This window comes from Ruegeria sp. AL2 (assembly GCF_056540845.1).
Map to the genome: position 1 here is coordinate 265,827 of NZ_JBQFXM010000003.1, position 16,969 is coordinate 282,795.

At 58.0% G+C, this 16,969-nt stretch carries 16 protein-coding genes and 1 tRNA gene; 6 read left to right on the plus strand and 11 right to left on the minus strand.

The annotated features are described in order from the left end of the window. Positions 1-59 precede the first annotated feature (59 nt). Complete coding sequence (locus tag ACR0ID_RS07140) at positions 60-1,292, minus strand: HlyD family secretion protein (RefSeq protein WP_480516122.1); 1,233 nt, start codon at positions 1,290-1,292, stop codon at positions 60-62. Further along, positions 1,289-1,693 (minus strand): hypothetical protein, encoded by a 405-nt coding sequence (locus tag ACR0ID_RS07145; RefSeq protein WP_480476916.1) that lies wholly within the window; start codon positions 1,691-1,693, stop codon positions 1,289-1,291. The genes ACR0ID_RS07140 and ACR0ID_RS07145 overlap by 4 nt, the downstream gene beginning before the upstream one ends. A 186-nt stretch (positions 1,694-1,879) precedes the next feature. On the opposite strand from ACR0ID_RS07145, the gene ACR0ID_RS07150 reads away from it, so the two are divergent. From ACR0ID_RS07150 to ACR0ID_RS07160, 3 genes are all read left to right on the plus strand, one after another. Next, positions 1,880-2,953 carry an NAD(P)/FAD-dependent oxidoreductase gene (locus ACR0ID_RS07150; protein ID WP_480516120.1) on the plus strand — a complete coding sequence of 358 codons (1,074 nt, stop codon included), beginning with the start codon at positions 1,880-1,882 and terminating at the stop codon, positions 2,951-2,953. Continuing rightward, entirely contained in the window at positions 2,950-3,603 is a 654-nt protein-coding gene (locus ACR0ID_RS07155; RefSeq protein WP_480604583.1) for a DUF938 domain-containing protein, read from the plus strand. Before ACR0ID_RS07150 ends, ACR0ID_RS07155 begins: the two co-directional genes overlap by 4 nt. A gap of 69 nt (positions 3,604-3,672) precedes the next feature. Next, on the plus strand, positions 3,673-4,008 hold the full coding sequence (locus ACR0ID_RS07160; RefSeq protein ID WP_480604599.1) for a carboxymuconolactone decarboxylase family protein: 336 nt from the start codon (positions 3,673-3,675) through the stop codon (positions 4,006-4,008). Positions 4,009-4,049: 41 nt separating this feature from the next. On the opposite strand, the gene ACR0ID_RS07165 is transcribed toward ACR0ID_RS07160, so the two are convergent. The 6 genes from ACR0ID_RS07165 to ACR0ID_RS07190 all read right to left on the minus strand — a co-directional run bounded on the left by ACR0ID_RS07165 (position 4,050) and on the right by ACR0ID_RS07190 (position 11,866). Beyond that, positions 4,050-6,557: a GcvT family protein gene (locus tag ACR0ID_RS07165; RefSeq protein WP_480604584.1), complete on the minus strand. Its 2,508-nt coding sequence runs from the start codon at positions 6,555-6,557 to the stop codon at positions 4,050-4,052. A 142-nt stretch (positions 6,558-6,699) separates the two neighbouring features. Next, complete coding sequence (locus tag ACR0ID_RS07170; RefSeq protein WP_480516116.1) at positions 6,700-6,978, minus strand: hypothetical protein; 279 nt, start codon at positions 6,976-6,978, stop codon at positions 6,700-6,702. Between the two features lie 85 nt (positions 6,979-7,063). Further along, entirely contained in the window at positions 7,064-8,473 is a 1,410-nt protein-coding gene (locus ACR0ID_RS07175) for an FAD-binding oxidoreductase (protein ID WP_480516114.1), read from the minus strand. A gap of 94 nt (positions 8,474-8,567) precedes the next feature. Further along, on the minus strand, positions 8,568-10,358 hold the full coding sequence (ggt, locus tag ACR0ID_RS07180; RefSeq protein WP_480604585.1) for a gamma-glutamyltransferase: 1,791 nt from the start codon (positions 10,356-10,358) through the stop codon (positions 8,568-8,570). Between the two features lie 111 nt (positions 10,359-10,469). Then, positions 10,470-10,859 (minus strand): GFA family protein, encoded by a 390-nt coding sequence (locus tag ACR0ID_RS07185; protein WP_480516110.1) that lies wholly within the window; start codon positions 10,857-10,859, stop codon positions 10,470-10,472. Between the two features lie 20 nt (positions 10,860-10,879). After that, complete coding sequence (locus ACR0ID_RS07190) at positions 10,880-11,866, minus strand: 2-hydroxyacid dehydrogenase (protein ID WP_480476914.1); 987 nt, start codon at positions 11,864-11,866, stop codon at positions 10,880-10,882. Positions 11,867-12,064: 198 nt separating this feature from the next. Between ACR0ID_RS07190 and ACR0ID_RS07195 the strand changes: the two genes are divergently transcribed. The 3 genes from ACR0ID_RS07195 (at position 12,065) to ACR0ID_RS07205 (ending at position 13,792) form a co-directional block, all read left to right on the plus strand. After that, complete coding sequence (locus ACR0ID_RS07195) at positions 12,065-12,526, plus strand: SH3 domain-containing protein (RefSeq protein ID WP_480554140.1); 462 nt, start codon at positions 12,065-12,067, stop codon at positions 12,524-12,526. Between the two features lie 111 nt (positions 12,527-12,637). Next, a complete protein-coding gene (locus ACR0ID_RS07200; protein WP_480604587.1) occupies positions 12,638-13,627 on the plus strand; it encodes an NADPH:quinone reductase in 990 nt (329 codons plus the stop codon). Positions 13,628-13,717: 90 nt separating this feature from the next. After that, positions 13,718-13,792: transfer RNA gene (locus tag ACR0ID_RS07205), tRNA-Gln, on the plus strand. 712 nt (positions 13,793-14,504) lie between these two features. Here the strand turns inward: ACR0ID_RS07205 and ACR0ID_RS07210 are convergent. The 3 genes from ACR0ID_RS07210 to ACR0ID_RS07220 are packed head-to-tail and all read right to left on the minus strand — an operon-like array spanning position 14,505 to position 16,848. Next, positions 14,505-16,181, minus strand: coding sequence for a recombinase family protein (locus ACR0ID_RS07210; protein WP_480604588.1), 1,677 nt, complete (start codon positions 16,179-16,181; stop codon positions 14,505-14,507). Beyond that, positions 16,178-16,615: a DUF2924 domain-containing protein gene (locus tag ACR0ID_RS07215; RefSeq protein WP_170601773.1), complete on the minus strand. Its 438-nt coding sequence runs from the start codon at positions 16,613-16,615 to the stop codon at positions 16,178-16,180. The genes ACR0ID_RS07210 and ACR0ID_RS07215 overlap by 4 nt, the downstream gene beginning before the upstream one ends. Then, on the minus strand, positions 16,615-16,848 hold the full coding sequence (locus ACR0ID_RS07220; RefSeq protein ID WP_170601775.1) for a DUF3489 domain-containing protein: 234 nt from the start codon (positions 16,846-16,848) through the stop codon (positions 16,615-16,617). The genes ACR0ID_RS07215 and ACR0ID_RS07220 overlap by 1 nt, the downstream gene beginning before the upstream one ends. Between the last annotated feature and the right edge of the window lie 121 nt (positions 16,849-16,969).

Genomic DNA, 16,969 nt, shown 5'->3' on the forward strand with positions numbered 1-16,969 from the left:
TACGAGCGCCCGGCGGGGAACCTGCCGGGCGCGTTAAGAACTGTTCTGCGGGAACCGGATCAATGCCCGGTCAGCACCAGCGTGTTGACGGGCATCAGGATCAGGCGCAAACGCAAACCTGCCGCATGGACCACGCCAATTGTGTCGACCACGTGCAGGAAAGCAGCTTTCCAAAAGCCCAGATCCTCGTGTTCCAGACGGTCATGGTTGTCGGTGTAGACATTGGCCAGGCAGTTGCTGCCCGGAGGAAGGTCATCGGCCATACCTTTATACAGTGGCTCCATATAAACCAGAATCGAGCCGGGATTGGTGTTATTCTGCACATCCCGCAACTCATCTGATGGACGGATCTGGCCGGACGGTATGACATCCTGTACCTCGACCACTACAGTGGGAATTACGGTGAATGGCTTGGTCATGCAGCCCAACTCACCGATCATACCTGGTTTGATCACCTGAGCAGACAGCTGGTTGAAAGCAGCCTGAAAACGGTCATGTCCGGTATGCGATGGAACGAGGATGCCCGCAGGACGCAACAACGGGCTCACGTAATCACCAACTTGCAGGCTAAACTGCTCGACCCGACCGGTAACACCGGCGACAATCAGCGTTTTGTCCAACTCGGTCTGCGCGGCATCCAGCTGTGCAATGGCGCTGGCCAGTTGCGCGGGGATCAGCTCTTCGATCTGCTGTTCAACTGCCGCACGCCTGGATTCGGCCGCAACCACCTGCGCTTCACGCTCGGCAACAAGGTTTTCCAGTCGCTCGATCTCGGTCAGCCGGACAGCGCTTGAACCTTGGTCGCGCAGGGTCGTATTTCGTTCAAGATCGTCCAAGGACTGCGCCAACGCCGCCTTGGCGCCGGCAATACCGGCATCAGCTTCGGCCAGATCAGTTTCAGCCACTTTCAGCGAGGCCTGAACCTGTGCGATCTGTGCATTTGCCGCCTGAACCTGTGCTGTCTGGCTGAAATCTTCGATCCTGAAAATCGGCTGGCCAGCGATCACCAGTTCGTTGTTCTTAACGAAAATTTCCGAAACACGGCCACCTAGCTGCGGCAGGATCGTCACGGTTCGAAAATAGGACGCTGCGGTTTTGCTGGCTGGGTGAAAATAAAACAGCGTGGTGATTACCGTCAGCGCCAGAATGGCACAGGTCGTAAGACCCCAGCGCAATTCGTACCACATGGTGAAAAGGGTGATCTCGTGACCGATACGTTTGCCCTGAACAAACCGGCGGAACAGATAATCGGGCAGCACCGTGATCAGGGCGCAAAGCAGGGTCTCAATCATGTGTTTTGTTCCTGAACGTCCGTGGATTCTGAAACGCCAGGGGTTGGCGCAGGTGCCTCGGGCACCGGTTCCGGAGCAATCGCACGTCCAAGAGAACGAATGGCATCGGCAATGTTTTTAAGCGGGGTTGCAAAATCCGGAAACTGGAACCCTGCGACTAGTACAGCGGCAATCCAGAATATCCCGTTATGAGTAAACAGGGCCAGCAGCGCCAGAATGCCCACCAACTGAAATTGCGGATGGTTGTTCTCGTGCGCCATTTTTTCCGGAACCGAATGAAGCGTCAGGTACCCAACACCGATCAGCACCACGAGAATGACAAAGAAGACGACCATAGCCGAAAAAAGGTAATCGCTTCCGTCAGCTGCGACGACGTATCGGGGAATGTGCCCAGTGGCCATTGGATGAAGATCTGCTGCGGTCACCTTGCCCTCCTGTTCGTTTTGATACTTCTTTGACCGGGTTGAAGCCCAAATTCAAGGCTGCATATATTTTGGAGAATCTTCGGAATGCCAAATGCTTGACCCAAAAAGCTAAATGAAACCCAGAAAACTTGTGGCGAACCTGCTGCGGAAGGAACACAAATAATGATCGATTTCCTCGTCATCGGGGGCGGAATTGCCGGGTTGAGCGCCGGAGCGCGCTTGTCGCAACATGGAACCGTGATGGTTTTAGAGGCCGAAGACGCCTTGGGGTATCACGCGTCGGGTCGCTCGGCAGCCCTGTTTGAAGAAAGCTATGGTCCGCCGTCCGTGGTGGCGCTGAACAGGGCTGGAGCGGAATTCTTGCGCACGCAAGACGGTGGGTACCTGACCCCGCGCGGACTGATGCTGATCGGTTCGTTTGACCAAAGCGAAGTTTTCGAAGCCGACCGCGTAGACCTGAACATGGAAAGAATTTCGATGGTTCAGGCGGTTTCGAGCGTTCCGATCCTGAACCCGGCCAAGGTGGGTTTCGCGGCAATCAGTGAAGCCGCATTTGACATCGATACTGATCGTCTGTTGCAGGATTTCGCGCGGACCATTCGCAAGAACGGTGGAACCGTTGCAACAAAAAGCAAAGTAACCGGCATTCGAAAAGAGCGGCATTGGCTGGTCGAGGCCGGGCAGATCTTCGAAGCCCGCAACCTGGTGAATGCGGCCGGTGCATGGGTGGACGAAATCGCCATGCTTGCCGGGGTACCACCTATCGGCATCTCTCCTCGCCGCCGATCAATGGCGCGGCTGCCCGCCCCCGGAGGCCATGATGTATCCGGATGGCCCATGATGCTGGGCACAGGCGAAACATGGTACGCCAAACCGGACGCGGGCAAGCTGCTTGTTTCGCCTGCCGAAGCCGACCCCGTACCACCTCAGGACGCCTATGCCGACGACATGGTGCTGGCCGAAGGTCTGGCGCGCTACGAAGAATTGATGACCGAGGCAGTAACACGGGTCGAAACGAACTGGGCCGGATTGCGCAGTTTCGCACCGGACGGAACCTTGGTGCTTGGGCCCGACCCGATTGACCCGTCGTTTATCTGGTCTGCGGGTCAAGGCGGGTATGGTTTCCAAACAGCACCAGCGGCTTCGCAGTTGTTGTGTGATCTGGTGGTTGGAAACACGCCGGTGCTGGATCCTGACAGTGTCAAGTCGCTGACCCCAAACAGGTTGAACAGATGATCAAACGCTATCTACCGCCCTCTGCGAGTGTCGCCAACGTGGGGGAGGATGGTAAACTTGTTGCCCCGGCAGCAACTCGGAACTCCGATGCGCTTTGTGCGGTGCTACAAGACTGGGCACCGCGCCGCGGGCACGCACTGGAGATTGCAAGCGGAACCGGTCAGCATGTCTGTGCGTTTGCTGATTTGCTGCCCGATCTGACGTGGCATCCCACCGAACCTGACCCTGAACGCCGCAATAGCATCGACGCCTATGCCAGCGCCTTACCCAACGTGGAAAGCGCCGAACATTTGGACGCAACGAATTCGGGCTGGCATGCGCGCTTCCCACCGCAGGACCTGATCGTCTTGATCAACCTGATACATTTGATCAGTTGGCATGACACCAGAACCATTTTCGCCGAAATCGCTCAGTCCCTGACTGAAAATGGGAGGTTCGTTTTGTACGGCCCATTCAAACGCTCGGGCCAATTGACAAGCGACGGGGACAAAAGGTTTCACGAGGCTCTGATCGGACAAGATCCCGACATTGGCTACAAGAACGACAAAGATATGCTTGGCCTGTTCCAGCAGGTAGGGTTGCGCGTGCTGAAAACCATCGACATGCCCGCAAATAACCTTGCATTTGTTTCCGAGCGCCCTGCCAACTGATCGAGATCAAGGTCAACTTACCACTGCCCGCACATATTCCCGTTATCTTATATGAAAAAGGCACTCAAAATGGCTTGGCAAGAAAAGCTCTCGGCAACTCGTACAAGTTTGCGCAATCTCAACGGGGCCATTCCCGACACGTCGCGCGCATTCGGCGCACTTGGGAAGGCTGTGAAGGAAGGCGGAACGCTCGACTATAAAACAAAGGAATTTTTAGCGTTGGGCATGTCGGTGTCGCTCCGCTGCGAGCCCTGCATTACCCTGCATACCGATGCGTTGGTCAAAGCGGGCGCAACACGCGAAGAGGTGTCCGACGTTTTGGGTATGGCCATTCAGATGGGTGGTGGACCAGCCATGATGTATGCTGCCAAGGCGTTGGAATGTTTCGACGAACTATCCGCGTAACCAACAGAAAAGGCCCCGGAAATTCCGGGGCCTTAGATTGATCAACCGTCCTTGCGGATGGTTTCGTTTTTCGGATCATAGGGGCTGTCGCATGTCACGACAGCATCCCACAGCTTGTCCTGCATCTTGACCTTCAGCTTGGTGCCTTCGACCGCCAGATCAGGCTTCACATAGCCCATCCCGATCGACTTCTCGAACGCGACCGAATAGCCGCCCGAGGTCAGACGACCTACACGCTCGCCTTCCGGCGTATACAGCGCCTCGCGGCCCCACGGGTCGGCATCGGCCGGACCGTCGATCAGCAAGGTGCAGCACTTGACGCGCACACCGGTCTCCTCCAGCTTGGCCTTGCCGTGGAAGTCCTTGGACAGGTCGACAAAGCGCGGCAGGTCGGCTTCCAACGGGGTCGCATCGCGGCCCAGTTCGGTGCCAAAGGCGCGGTAAGATTTCTCCTGACGCAGCCAGTTCTGGGCACGGGCACCAACCAGCTTCATGCCGTGCTTCTCACCGGCCTTTTCCAGCAAATCGAACAGGTAGTTCTGCATCTCGATCGGATGGTGCAGTTCCCAGCCCAGCTCGCCGGTGTATGCCACGCGGATCGCGTTGACCGGGCACATGCCCAGCTCGATCTGACGGGCCGACAGCCACGGGAAGCGTTTGTTGGACAGCGCGGTTTCCGGGTCGGCGTCCTTGATGACTTCTTTCAGAACATCACGCGACTTGGGTCCGGCGATAGCGAAGACGCCCCATTGCGTGGTCACGTCCTGGATTTCGATGTAACCGAACTCCCCCATCTTGTCCTCGGCTGCTTTACGCAGGTAGTCGGCGTCGTACTCGGTCCATGCACCGGCAGAGACGATGTAGTAGTTGTTCTCGCCATTGCGGACGATGGTGTATTCGGTGCGGGTGGTGCCGTGCGAGGTCAGCGCGTAGGTCAGGTTGATACGACCGACCTTGGGCAGCTTGTTGCAGGTGAACCAATCCAAGAATTGGGTGGCACCGGGGCCTTTGACGACATGCTTGGTGAAGGCCGACGCGTCGATCATGCCAACACCTTCGCGGATCGCTTTGGCTTCTTCGACGGCGTACTGCCACCAGCCGCCACGACGGAACGAGCGTGCTTCCTTGTCGAAATTCTCGGGCGCGTCCAGCGGGCCGAAATAGTTCGGGCGTTCCCAGCCATTCACCCAGCCGAATTGAGCACCGCGTGCTTTCTGGCGATCATAGGCCGGAACGGTGCGCAGCGGACGGCAGGCTTCACGCTCTTCATCCGGGTGGTGCAGGATGTAGACATGCTCATAGCATTCTTCATTCTTACGCGCCGCGAACTCGGTGGTCATCCAGTTGCTGCTGTAACGCTTGGGGTCCAGCGAGGCCATGTCGATCTCGGCTTCGCCATCGACCATCATCTGTGCCAGATAATAGCCGGTCCCGCCCGCAGCGGTGATGCCAAAGCTGAAACCTTCGGCCAGCCACATGTTACGCAAACCCGGAGCCGGACCAACCAGCGGATTGCCATCCGGTGTATAGCAGATCGGGCCGTTGAAATCATCCTTCAGGCCGGATTCGGCACAGGACGGCACGCGCTCGGCCATTGCCATGTACTGCTCGGCGATCCGGTCCAGATCCAGCGGGAACAGGTCGGCGCGAAAGCTGTCCGGCACACCGAATTCGAACTGCGCGGGGGCGCCGTGTTCATAGATACCCAGAATCCAGCCACCGCGTTCTTCACGCGCATAGGATTCGTTGTCGGCATCGCGGACAACGGGGTGCTCGGGGTTGCCTGCTTCGCGCCATTTGACCAACTCGGGGTCTTTGTCCATGACGATAAAGGTATGTTCCACCGGGATGGCAGGCATCTTGATGCCCAGCATCTTGGCGGTGCGCTGCGCGTGGTTGCCCGACGCGGTCACAACATGTTCGGCGGTGATCACGACCTGCTCGTCGGAAGGCACCAGGTTGCCGCCCTTTTCAACCATCTTGGTGCAGGTCACTTCCCAGTGCGTGCCGTTCCAGTGGAACGCGTCAGCCTGCATCTTGCGCACGATCTCAACCCCGCGCTGGCGGGCCCCCTTGGCCATCGCCTGGGTCACATCGGCAGGGTTAATATAACCGTCCTCGGTGTGATAGATCGCGCCCTTCAGATCCGATGTCTCGATCAGCGGCCAGCGTTCCTTGATCTGGTCCGGGGTCAGCCATTCGTATTTCACATCACAGGTTTCGGCGGTCGAGGCATAGAGCATGTATTCGTCCATACGCTCTTGCGTCTGTGCCATGCGCAGGTTGCCCACAACCGCGAAGCCTGCATTCAGGCCGGTTTCTTCCTCAAGCGTCTTGTAGAAATCCACCGAATACTTGTGGATATGGGTCGTCGCATAGGACATGTTGAACAGCGGCAACAGGCCCGCGGCGTGCCAGGTGGACCCGGACGTCAGCTCGTCCCGTTCGATCAACATCACATCGTCCCAGCCCGCTTTGGCCAGGTGATAGACAATCGAGGTCCCAACGGCGCCGCCGCCTACGACCAATGCTTTGACTTGGGTTTTCATAACCGGGCGTCTCCCCTTGAAATCAGTTGACACCATATGGCGTACTTAAGGGGGATAGCGCGACATTCATCCGACCAGTGATATGAAAAAAACGACCCGAATATCGAAAGCGGGTCGCATTTCATTCGCCGCACCGCTGCCCTCAACCACTGGAGCGGCAGCGTTTGCTTGTTCCGACCGAGACGCAGACCATTTTGCCAATTTCTTCCGAGGGATTCTTCACCGCCGGTTCCCGTGATGGCGAAGCCTGCGCCTCTGCCGCGAACCAGCCGTCAGAAAGACCGACACGCGAGGATACCGAGGCAAGATATTCCTTCATGCCCAGACCATTTTCCGATGCTTTTGCTTGCTGAACATAGTCCAACCCTGCAACGGCCAACCCGCAGATGGCTACAAACCTCGCCAGATATTTTGCGCTCATGTCGCCCATCCTCTGTCCTCAACCCCGTGAAACCAGAACATGTGGACGTTTTGAGGGCGTAAACACGGAACAGAGGCGAATACGGCTACGTGTCGTCCGACAAGATCTTGCCAGGATTCATGATGTTGTCTGGGTCCAGCGCGGCCTTGATCGCTGCCATGTACCGCGTGGCGGCGCCCAGTTCCCTGGTCAGATAAGGCCGCTTTCCCTGCCCGATGCCATGTTCACCGGTACATGTGCCTTCCATGGATATCGCCATGTCGTTCAGCCAGCCGACAAACGCCTCGGCCTTGGCAACTTCTTCAACGTTTTCCATGTCGATCAGCAGCAGCGTATGGAAATTGCCGTCCCCCACATGGCCCACGATGGGCGCCAACAAGCCGAGGCCAGCAGCTTTTTTCTGCGTTTCGGTCACACACTCGGCCAAACGCGAGATCGGTACGCAGACATCGGTCGAGATGCCCCGCGCACCGGGGCGCAATTGCAGACACGCCCAATACATATCGTGCCGTGCCTGCCAAAGTTTGTTCCGTTCTTCGGTGGTCGAAGTTGCTGCAAAATCTGTGCCACCAAACTCTTCGGCGATCTGACCAAAGGTTTCAGCCTGCTCTACGGCACCGCTTTCCGAGCCGTGAAATTCCAGCAACAACAATGGTGTATCCGGCAGACTCAGCCCGGAATAGGCGTTGGCGGCCTGAACCGACAACTCGTCCAGCAACTCGATCCGGGCAACCGGGATGCCGTACTGAATTGTCATCATCACCGCACGGCACGCGGCGTCAACGGTCGGAAAGGAACACCGGGCCGAACTGATCGCTTCGGGGATACCCTGCAACCGCAATGTCAGCTCGGTGATGATTCCCAACGTGCCTTCCGCCCCGATCAGAAGACGGGCCAGATCATAGCCGGCTGAAGATTTCTTGGCCCGGTGCCCGGTACGAATGATCTGACCGTCTGGCATTACGGCTTCAAGGCTGAGAACGTTGTCTTTCATCGTCCCATAGCGCACTGCATTGGTGCCCGACGCGCGGGTAGCGGCCATCCCACCCAGCGACGCATTCGCCCCGGGATCAATCGGAAAGAACAGGCCCAGATCGCGCAAGTGTTTATTCAACGCTTCGCGCGTGACACCGGGCTGCACGACACAATCCAGATCCTCGGCATGAACTGCAAGCACACTGTCCATCTGTGTCAGATCGACCGAGATTCCCCCCGCCGGCGCATTTACATGCCCTTCCAGCGATGTTCCTGTTCCGAACGGGATCACTGGCACCCGGTGCGCCGCACAAGTTTTGACGATGTCCGAAACCTCTTGCGTCGAATGCGGGAAAACCACGGCATCGGGGCTTTGGTTTTCGATCCAGGTCGTGGTGTGCCCGTGTTGTTCACGGACAGCGGCACCCGTTTGCAACCTGTCGCCAAAGCGCTGCTTGAGAATGCCTATTACGGTTTCAATACCAGCTTCATTCCTTGGTAATACGGTTGCCTGTACCATTGTCATCCTCCCCAGCCCCAAAAACGTTTTGGGCCTTTCAGCCTATGACTAAAAGGCCCGTTAAAAGCAGGCAATCCCCACAAATACCGAGGGCCTATTCGCCCAGCGCAATCCCTTCGCGGCGCGGGTCGGCACCACCGCTCAGCCTGTCACCGATTTCGATGGCGTGCAGCCCCGAAGTCAGGTCGCGCGCGTTGACTTCGAAACCCAGCTGAGCAAGCGCGTCCGTAAATCCTTCTGCCAAAGTCGCAACCTCGACATCATATGTTCCGAACCGGTTGACCAGATGAGGCAGGGAAACCGCTTGCTGCACATCCATTCCCCAATCGGCCCAGGCGATGATGGACTTGGCGACATAGCCGATAATCCGGCTGCCGCCCGGAGACCCGATAGCCAGAACCGGCTCACCATCCTGCAACACGATAGTCGGGCTCATGGATGAGCGCGGACGCTTGCCGGGCTCCAGCCGGTTGGCAATCGGCACGCCGTCGCTGTGTGTCTTGAACGAGAAATCTGTAAGCTCGTTGTTCAGCAGGAACCCGTTTGTCATCAGGCGCGACCCAAAACCATTCTCGATCGTCGTCGTCATCGACAACACATTGCCATAGCTGTCCACGATCGAGATATGCGAGGTTGACGGCAGTTCCAGCGACACGTCGTCAGCCCAAATCAAAGCATGGTCAAATTCCGGTTTACCCGGTGCAACCTCGGACAAGGCCACTTCGCTTTCCAGCAACGCCGCCCGCTGGGACAAGTAACCCGGATCAACCAGCCCCATGGTGGGCATGGGTATGAAATCGCTATCGGCCATGTACCGCCCACGATCCGCAAAGGCGAGGCGCGAAGCATCGCCGATCAGGCGCCATGCCTCGGCACTTTCGGCGCCCATTGCTGCAAGATCATAGCTGTTCAGCATCCCCAGAATCTGCCCGACGGTCAGGGCACCCGACGACGGCGGGCCCATGCCGCAAACATCGTAGGCGCGGTAATCGGCACAGACCGGTTCACGTTCGATCACCTGGTAGAGCGCCAGATCCGCCCCCGCAAGAACGCCGGGATTTCCGGGGGCGTTTCGGACTGTTCGCACAATATCCGCAGCGATCTCACCTCCGTAAAACCCCGCAACGCCATCGCTGGCCAACACGCGCAATGTTTCGGCATAGTCGGGGTTCATCAAACGCTGTCCCTGCTGCAACGGCTTACCATCAGGCAGGAAATATGCGGCTGTTTCCGGAAAGCGCGACAGGCGGTCAGCATCGTTTTCAACAAGGCTGGCCAGACGCGGGGACACCAGAAACCCTTCATCCGCCAATCGGATGCCATCGGCAAACAACCCGGGCCAGGACGCGCGCCCCCATCTTCGGTGCGCCTCTTCCAGCAGTGCAGGCGTACCCGGTGTACCCACCGACAATCCGCCCACCACCGCATCGAAGAATTTCAGCGGCTCGCCGTTTTCGTCCTGAAAGAGCGTCGGGGTTGCGGCAAGCGGTGCTGTTTCGCGGCCGTCCAGCGTCGTCATTTGCCCGCTGGCCGCGTCGTACCAAACCAGAAACGCACCCCCGCCCAGACCAGAGGATTGCGGCTCGACCAGCCCCAGCACGACCTGCACGGCCACCATCGCATCCGCGGCAGACCCGCCCGCGCGCAGCACTTTGGCCCCGGCCTCCACCGCCAGCGGATTGGCCGCAGCTATCATCCAGTTTTCGGATGTGACCGGAACTCCCTCAAGCTTGGCTTCGAGGGCCGCAATAACCTCGTCGGTCATCGCCTGAACCTGCCCTTCTGTCGCGGCTTCGGGTGCAACAGCATCGGCTGTTTCCTGCGCGAACCCCGGTGTCGAAATAGTAAGTGCGGTAGTAAACAACAGTGCTGAAACATGTCTCATCTGTTCTAACCCTCCAATACAATCTTTATTTTCAATCCTGTAAGGATTTTGCCCCCTCTGCAATGATCAGGCATGGCAGCGTGTTATCACAGCGAAGTTTCGCCATATCCGCTATGGTTCGGTTTCTTCGGCGCGACGATCCTGATCATAGCGGGTCATTCCGGTGAATTCGGGCAGCCACGCCTCGCGCCGGGTGGTCCAGCATTCATATGTCGGTGTGAATTGGTCAGGCGCATCAAGGCTCCCCAAATGCACTTCGACTTCGGCACCGCTTCGGGCAAATACCGGAGATCCGCAATCAGGGCAAAAGTACCGGTCGGAATAGCTTTTTGCCTTGCCGATTATCCTAACCGCATCCGCCGGGAAAATGGCTGCCGCATAGAACAACGCGCCATGGTGTTTGCGGCAGTCCAGACAATGACAAATCCCGACGCGAAGAGGACGGCCCGCGGCCTTGACGCGCAGATTTCCACAGCGGCATCCCCCTTCAAACACGCCCATCCATGATCCTTTCCGACGCGTCAGAGCATCGCAGGCACAACCTGATCCGGTGGGCGGTGGCCATCTTCGAAGGTTTTGATGTTGATGATGACCTTTTCACCCATCTCAACCCGGCCCTCCAACGTGGCCGACCCCATATGCGGCAGTAGAACCACGTTGGGCAATTGCCGCAAGCGCGGGTTCACACTGGTTCCCTGTTCGTAGACATCCAGCCCCGCGCCCGCAATTTCCCCCGTACGGATCATCCGGGTCAAAGCGTTCTCGTCAATAACCTCACCCCGCGAAGTATTTACGATCACTGCCGAGGGTTTCATTAGCTTCAGGCGGCGCGCGTTCATCAGGTGGAAGGTCGACGGCGTCGATGGACAGTTGATCGATATCACATCCATACGCGCCACCATCTGATCCAGACTTTCCCAATAGGTCGCCTCCAGTTCTTGCTCAATCTCTGGGCGCAATCGGCGGCGGTTGTGATAATGGATCTGCATACCAAACGCCTTGGCGCGGCGGGCCACGGCCTGTCCGATCCGGCCCATACCCAGAATTCCCAGTCGCCGCCCGCCAATGCGACCACCCAGAAACGCGGTGGGTGCCCACCCGGTCCAGTCGCCTTGCTGCATGACGCTCAACCCTTCGGGAATGCGCCGTGTCACAGCGAGAATCAGGGCCATGGTCATATCTGCCGTGTCGTCGGTCAGCACGCCGGGCGTGTTGGACACCAATATGCCGCGCTGCCGCGCCGTCGCCACATCGATATTGTCGACACCAGCCCCGTAATTGGCGATCAGCCGCAACTTTTCACCCGCCTGACCCAATAGCCCGCCATCAATGGTATCGGTCACCGTGGGCACCAGCACATCGGCATCCTGCACCGCTGCTACTAATTCCTCACGCGTCATTGGGGTGTCGTCGTCGCGCAGGCGCACGTTAAACAATTCGCTTAACCGGGTTTCTACTGCCTCAGGCAACCGTCGCGTAACAACAACACTTAAACGTTCTCTTGGCACCTCGGCTCTCCCACTACTTTGCAAACGGACGCGCGCCATGGCATCGTGGCGCAGGATAAGGCGGGGCACAAGAACCCCAATGGCATTGAGTCGACCTTTTTTCAAAACCGGATCAACAGGCATAAGAGCGGGCAGTCAGTGAGTGGCATTCTACCTGTAAAACGCCGATCTCTGGCGGCAGTTTCCGTATTTCTGGTCATGTTCGGTGTCTGTGCCGCACATGCCGAGGTCAAACGCGGTTCGGTCACCAACCTACCCCTGCCCCGCTATGTTTCGATGAAGGCAGCCGAAGGCAACGTGCGACGCGGACCATCCCTAACCCACCGAATCGACTGGGTATTCAAACGGCGCGGCATGCCGCTGCAGGTCACCGCCGAATACGGAAACTGGCGCAAGGTTCAGGACCGCGACGGCGCGGGTGGCTGGGTTCACTATGCCTTGTTGTCTGGCGTTCGAACGGTGCTGATCGAATCCGAGATGCTGCCTGTTTATGCCCGCCCCGATCCAGCCTCGCCCGTGAACGCTCATTTCGAGACCGGAGTAGTGGCGCGCCTTGGAACCTGTTCGCAGGACTGGTGCCGGATCACCGCTGGCGGATACCGTGGCTGGACATTGAAATCGAACCTTTGGGGCGTCGATCCTTCCGAAATTCGGGAATAGGCGAAAGACGAATTCCGGTATCCGCGGTTGCGCATCGCCCTGAAAAAGCGCGACAAGGTGTTTGAGTTACCGGCCCAATCGCCGCTTAACTCGACCTAAATGGAGGACGCTATGCGCGCAGTCACTTATTCAGCCTTCGGAGACGCTGTCGATGTCTTGCGTATACAGGATATTCCCCTGATCCAGCCTGAACCAGGTGAAGTCACGGTCGAGTTGTCCTATTCCGGCGTAAACCCCTCGGATATCAAGGCCCGTGCGGGAACCCGGCCGGGTGTCACGGAACCCCCGTTTCCGCTGATCGTTCCGCACAGCGACGGGGCTGGAGTCATCACAGCGGTTGGCGATGGAGTACCCGCGGCGCGGATTGGCCGGCGCGTGTGGATTTGGAACGGGCAATGGCAGCGCGCATTTGGTACAGCTGCCAGCCACATCACCCTGCCCGAATCTCAGGCTGTCGAACTGCCCGAGACAGTGTCACTTGAAACCGGGGCAATTCTTGGAATTCCGGGCCTAACCGCAAGCCATGCGGTGTTCTCGGGCGGCGCACCGGGCGGGCAAACCATATTGATCCATGGCGGGGCGGGCACCGTCGGGTATCTGGCTGTGCAGCTTGCCAAATGGGCCGGAGCCAAAGTGATCGCAACGGCCAGCGCCCGCAACTTTGACCGGGTCAAGGCAGCTGGTGCGGATGTCGTGCTCGACTACACCGGTGAACACCTTTCGGATCAGATCCTCGATGCAAATGATGGGCATGCAATCGGTCGAATCGTCGATGTCGAATTTGGACAGAACCTTGCCACCAACATTGCCGTCATCGCCGAAAACGGCCGTATCAACGCATATGGATCTGCCCGGAATATGACACCTGTCTTTCCCTTTGGACCCATGATGTTCAAGGCCGTGACGCTCGAAGCGGTTCTGATCTACCTGCTGCCCGCGGACTTGCGCGCCGCCGCAATAAAGACATTACACAAGGCACTGACTGATGGCGCTTTGATCTGCCCCGTTCACAAGGTCTTTACGTTGGAAGAATGCGCTGCGGCCCATGCGCTGGTACAAGAAGGCAACCGTACTGGAGCGGTGTTGATCGATACCAAATGAGGGGCCTTCAAAAAAAATTTACGGCGCTCGCTTTTTTTGCAAAACGCTCTTGAACCCTGCCATCAACAATCGTAGATAGCCGCTCACCGTTGGGGTGTAGCCAAGTGGTAAGGCAGCGGTTTTTGGTACCGTGTATCGTAGGTTCGAATCCTACCACCCCAGCCACCACCTCCTAAGTAATTGATATAATGCAGATTTTCTATTTTCAGCCCGTAGTTTCGGGTAGCTTTAGAGGTATAAAAATACCCCAGACCGAAAGATCTACGATTTTCTGCCCGTTTCCCTGAAAAGTCTGGAATCGCCATTTCCGCGGTAGCAGTTTGGGCGAATTTGATGGTGGTAGCATCGCATTCCAGACGGCGAGATTTAAGCAGGTCTGCCGATCGCCAATCATCAAGCATCGCCACCCTCTATTTTCACCGCTACAATGGTCAGTGTGAACCAGATGTGACATTCCGGTATTTTCGCCTGTTCCGGGTTAAACTGCTACCGCCCAGACCGAAACGATGTAAAGTGGCTCGTAACTCTTTGATATTACGCCTCTATTTCGGTACCATCAAAAGATGTACTGGAAGTTCGAATCCTACCAGCCCAGCCACCACCCACTAAGTCATTGATATAATGAATATTTTTGCATTTCATCGCGCAGTTTCGGGCGCCTTTAGAGGTATAAATTTACCCCAGACCGACAGATCTGCGATATCCTGCCCGTTTCCCTCAAAAGTCTGGAATCGCCATTTCCGCGGTAGCAGTTTGGACAAATATGATGGTAGTGGCATTGCCATTCGAGCGGACACAACCCAGCGGTATATTGCCGGAAGCCGAAGCCGGCGACCATCAGCACCGCAGCCGCAAGAATTGATTGTTATGCAGTGACTTACAGCGCCGCGAAGGCGTTGCGCTGCTCTGTCCAGATCGGTGAGAAGGAATGTCTGATCAAGCGGTCAGATGTCATGCCAACGGGCTGCCGACCTTCGCGGATGGCTCTGATAACATCCGGTGCCAGGAAGACCAGTTCGATGACTTGCTGAACGCGGCGTTTCGATACGCCTTCTGCGATGGCGATCTCAGCAAAGGTTTTGCCCGAGCGGACCAGATCGAAGTACCGATGCGCGCGGGCGACGTTGCGCAGCAGGGTTGCATCGATCTCCGGCTGCGCGTCGCCGATGATCAGTCTGGTTTCCACGCCCCGCTTGCGGTGCTGGAACGTTGAGGTGACGGTCAGCAGATCTTCCACGATGCGTGCCGCATCCACATCGAGATGATTTGCGAGATGCTCGCCTGACAAGGTGATGCGAATGTCGCCGGGCGCGATATCGATGCGGTCGATGAGTTTAAGGCAGTGGCGCAGTGCATCTTTGACAGCGGCAGCGCCGCTGTCGAACAATTCGGACAAGCGGGCTCCCACCCCGACGGTTTCATCGGCGGTCGCGTCACACAAGATACTCGCACGGACCTCTGGTTGAGCCAGATGTCGTCGGATGAGGCCTGCTACTTTTTCTTCCAACTCTGGTGCCGGCAACCGCCAGCCTGATGGATCACGAGGCGCCGTTCCGCGGACCAGCCGATGCGATACATAGTATCTAAGTTTGCGACCCTTCGCCGTCTTCGAATGGCTTGGCGTCAGACGATCCCCAGTCTGATCGAAGATCTTGCCGGCCAGCGGCGAACCCGACGCCTTCGCACCAGTCCGGTTGCGTTTTGTGAACGTTCGACCTTTCAACGCATCGGATCTGAGCTGATCCTGGATACTGTCCCAGACCTCAGGGTCGATCAGCGGCGGGTGCTGGCCGGGATAGACTATTGCATGGTGCCGGATGCGGCCAGCATAAACAGGGTTGGTCAGGATGTAATGGATGTGCCCGTAGCTGAACAGCGCACCACCTTTCACCCGGCCCGAGATCAGTGTTCTGACCGGAGTCTTCAGGCCAAGCGCATCAACCGTTTCTTTGACGACGCGCGTGTTGTGATGCTCGAGGTACAGATCGTAGATCGTGCGGATCACCTCGGCGTCCGGCTCGGCGATCTTCAGGGACCGACCGTCGGCGGCATATCCCAGTGGCACCGTTGCGCCCATCCAGAGCCCCTTCTTTTTCGAGGCCGCGATCTTGTCGCGGATGCGCTCGGCCGTCACTTCGCGTTCGAACTGGGCGAAAGACAGCAGCATGTTCAGTGTCAGCCGCCCCATGCTGGTCGCCGTATTGAACGACTGCGTGACCGAGACGAACGACGTTCCCGCCGCATCCAGCCGTTCGACCATCTTGGCAAAGTCCGCCAGCGAGCGCGTGAGGCGGTCGATCTTGTAGACAAGGATCTGATCTACGGCACCCCGGTCAATGTCAGCGAGCAAGCGCTGCAGTCCAGGCCGTTCCATGCTGCCGCCCGAGAGACCGCCATCGTCGTACCGTTCCGGCAACAGCACCCAGCCTTCCGCTTTTTGGCTGGCGATGTAGGCAGCGCAGGCCTCGTACTGGGCATCGAGAGAATTGAACTCTTGCTCCAGCCCCTCTTCAGAGCTCTTGCGAGTATAGATGGCGCAGCGGATCTTCTTCACGCGTCCGTCCCTGCCCTGCCGTTCAGGCCGAAGAACCGCGGCCCGGACCAGGTGGTGCCGGTGATCTGCAGTGCGATGGCGGACAGGGATTTGTAATGATCGCCATTCATCACGAACCCGTCGTCTCTGACCTCGACCTGGTACCGCCTGCCGTTCCACTCTCGCACGAGCTGAGTTCCAGGCTTGATCACAGGTGCCGACGCTCTGACCTGCTTGCCTCCTGCAGCGGATTTCAGGGCGCGTTTGACGTCCGATGACAGCCCGCCGAAGGCCCGACATTGCGCGTGCCAGATCAGCGCCTTGCGCATGAAGATCATTGACAGGAAGTGTGGCGGGGCGTCGCCAAACGCCTCCGCCCAGGCCACGCGCAGTTCCGCCCGATCCATCTGACCAAGGTCTGCCCAGCGCGCGGCCATGTCCGTATTGTCCGCCATCAGGCGGCATCCGCCGGCTGGGCCGTGATGCGGTAGCAAAGAGATTTCCCCTGCCCCGGTTTCTCAGCGGAGATCTCGAAGCCCGCCTTGCGCAGGCCTGTCAGTGCCGCCCGCGTCGTGTGCGACTGCCAGCCGAGCTTCTCGCTGATCGTAGCGACATCCGCCCCGGCTTTGCGGGTCAGCATCTGGATGAGCTGCGCTTTCTTGGTTTTTGGTTTCGATGATTGTGTCATTGATCTTCTCCATCTGGTTGATGCAGGTCGGAAGTGATCCTGCTACTGAGCAGAGCCCGGAAGCCCGGGCGGAGAAGGCGGCACACAGCACCAGCTGCGTCGCGACACAGACAGTACCGCT

Bases quoted from the DNA above. Each gene is read 5' to 3' on its own strand.
- ACR0ID_RS07140 (WP_480516122.1), bottom strand. From the start codon at position 1,292: ATGATTGAGACCCTGCTTTGCGCCCTGATCACGGTGCTGCCCGATTAT.
- ACR0ID_RS07145 (WP_480476916.1), bottom strand. From the start codon at position 1,693: ATGGCCACTGGGCACATTCCCCGATACGTCGTCGCAGCTGACGGAAGC.
- ACR0ID_RS07150 (WP_480516120.1), top strand. From the start codon at position 1,880: ATGATCGATTTCCTCGTCATCGGGGGCGGAATTGCCGGGTTGAGCGCC.
- ACR0ID_RS07155 (WP_480604583.1), top strand. From the start codon at position 2,950: ATGATCAAACGCTATCTACCGCCCTCTGCGAGTGTCGCCAACGTGGGG.
- ACR0ID_RS07160 (WP_480604599.1), top strand. From the start codon at position 3,673: ATGGCTTGGCAAGAAAAGCTCTCGGCAACTCGTACAAGTTTGCGCAAT.
- ACR0ID_RS07165 (WP_480604584.1), bottom strand. From the start codon at position 6,557: ATGAAAACCCAAGTCAAAGCATTGGTCGTAGGCGGCGGCGCCGTTGGG.
- ACR0ID_RS07170 (WP_480516116.1), bottom strand. From the start codon at position 6,978: ATGAGCGCAAAATATCTGGCGAGGTTTGTAGCCATCTGCGGGTTGGCC.
- ACR0ID_RS07175 (WP_480516114.1), bottom strand. From the start codon at position 8,473: ATGGTACAGGCAACCGTATTACCAAGGAATGAAGCTGGTATTGAAACC.
- ggt (WP_480604585.1), bottom strand. From the start codon at position 10,358: ATGAGACATGTTTCAGCACTGTTGTTTACTACCGCACTTACTATTTCG.
- ACR0ID_RS07185 (WP_480516110.1), bottom strand. From the start codon at position 10,859: ATGGGCGTGTTTGAAGGGGGATGCCGCTGTGGAAATCTGCGCGTCAAG.
- ACR0ID_RS07195 (WP_480554140.1), top strand. From the start codon at position 12,065: ATGTTCGGTGTCTGTGCCGCACATGCCGAGGTCAAACGCGGTTCGGTC.
- ACR0ID_RS07200 (WP_480604587.1), top strand. From the start codon at position 12,638: ATGCGCGCAGTCACTTATTCAGCCTTCGGAGACGCTGTCGATGTCTTG.
- ACR0ID_RS07215 (WP_170601773.1), bottom strand. From the start codon at position 16,615: ATGGCGGACAATACGGACATGGCCGCGCGCTGGGCAGACCTTGGTCAG.
- ACR0ID_RS07220 (WP_170601775.1), bottom strand. From the start codon at position 16,848: ATGACACAATCATCGAAACCAAAAACCAAGAAAGCGCAGCTCATCCAG.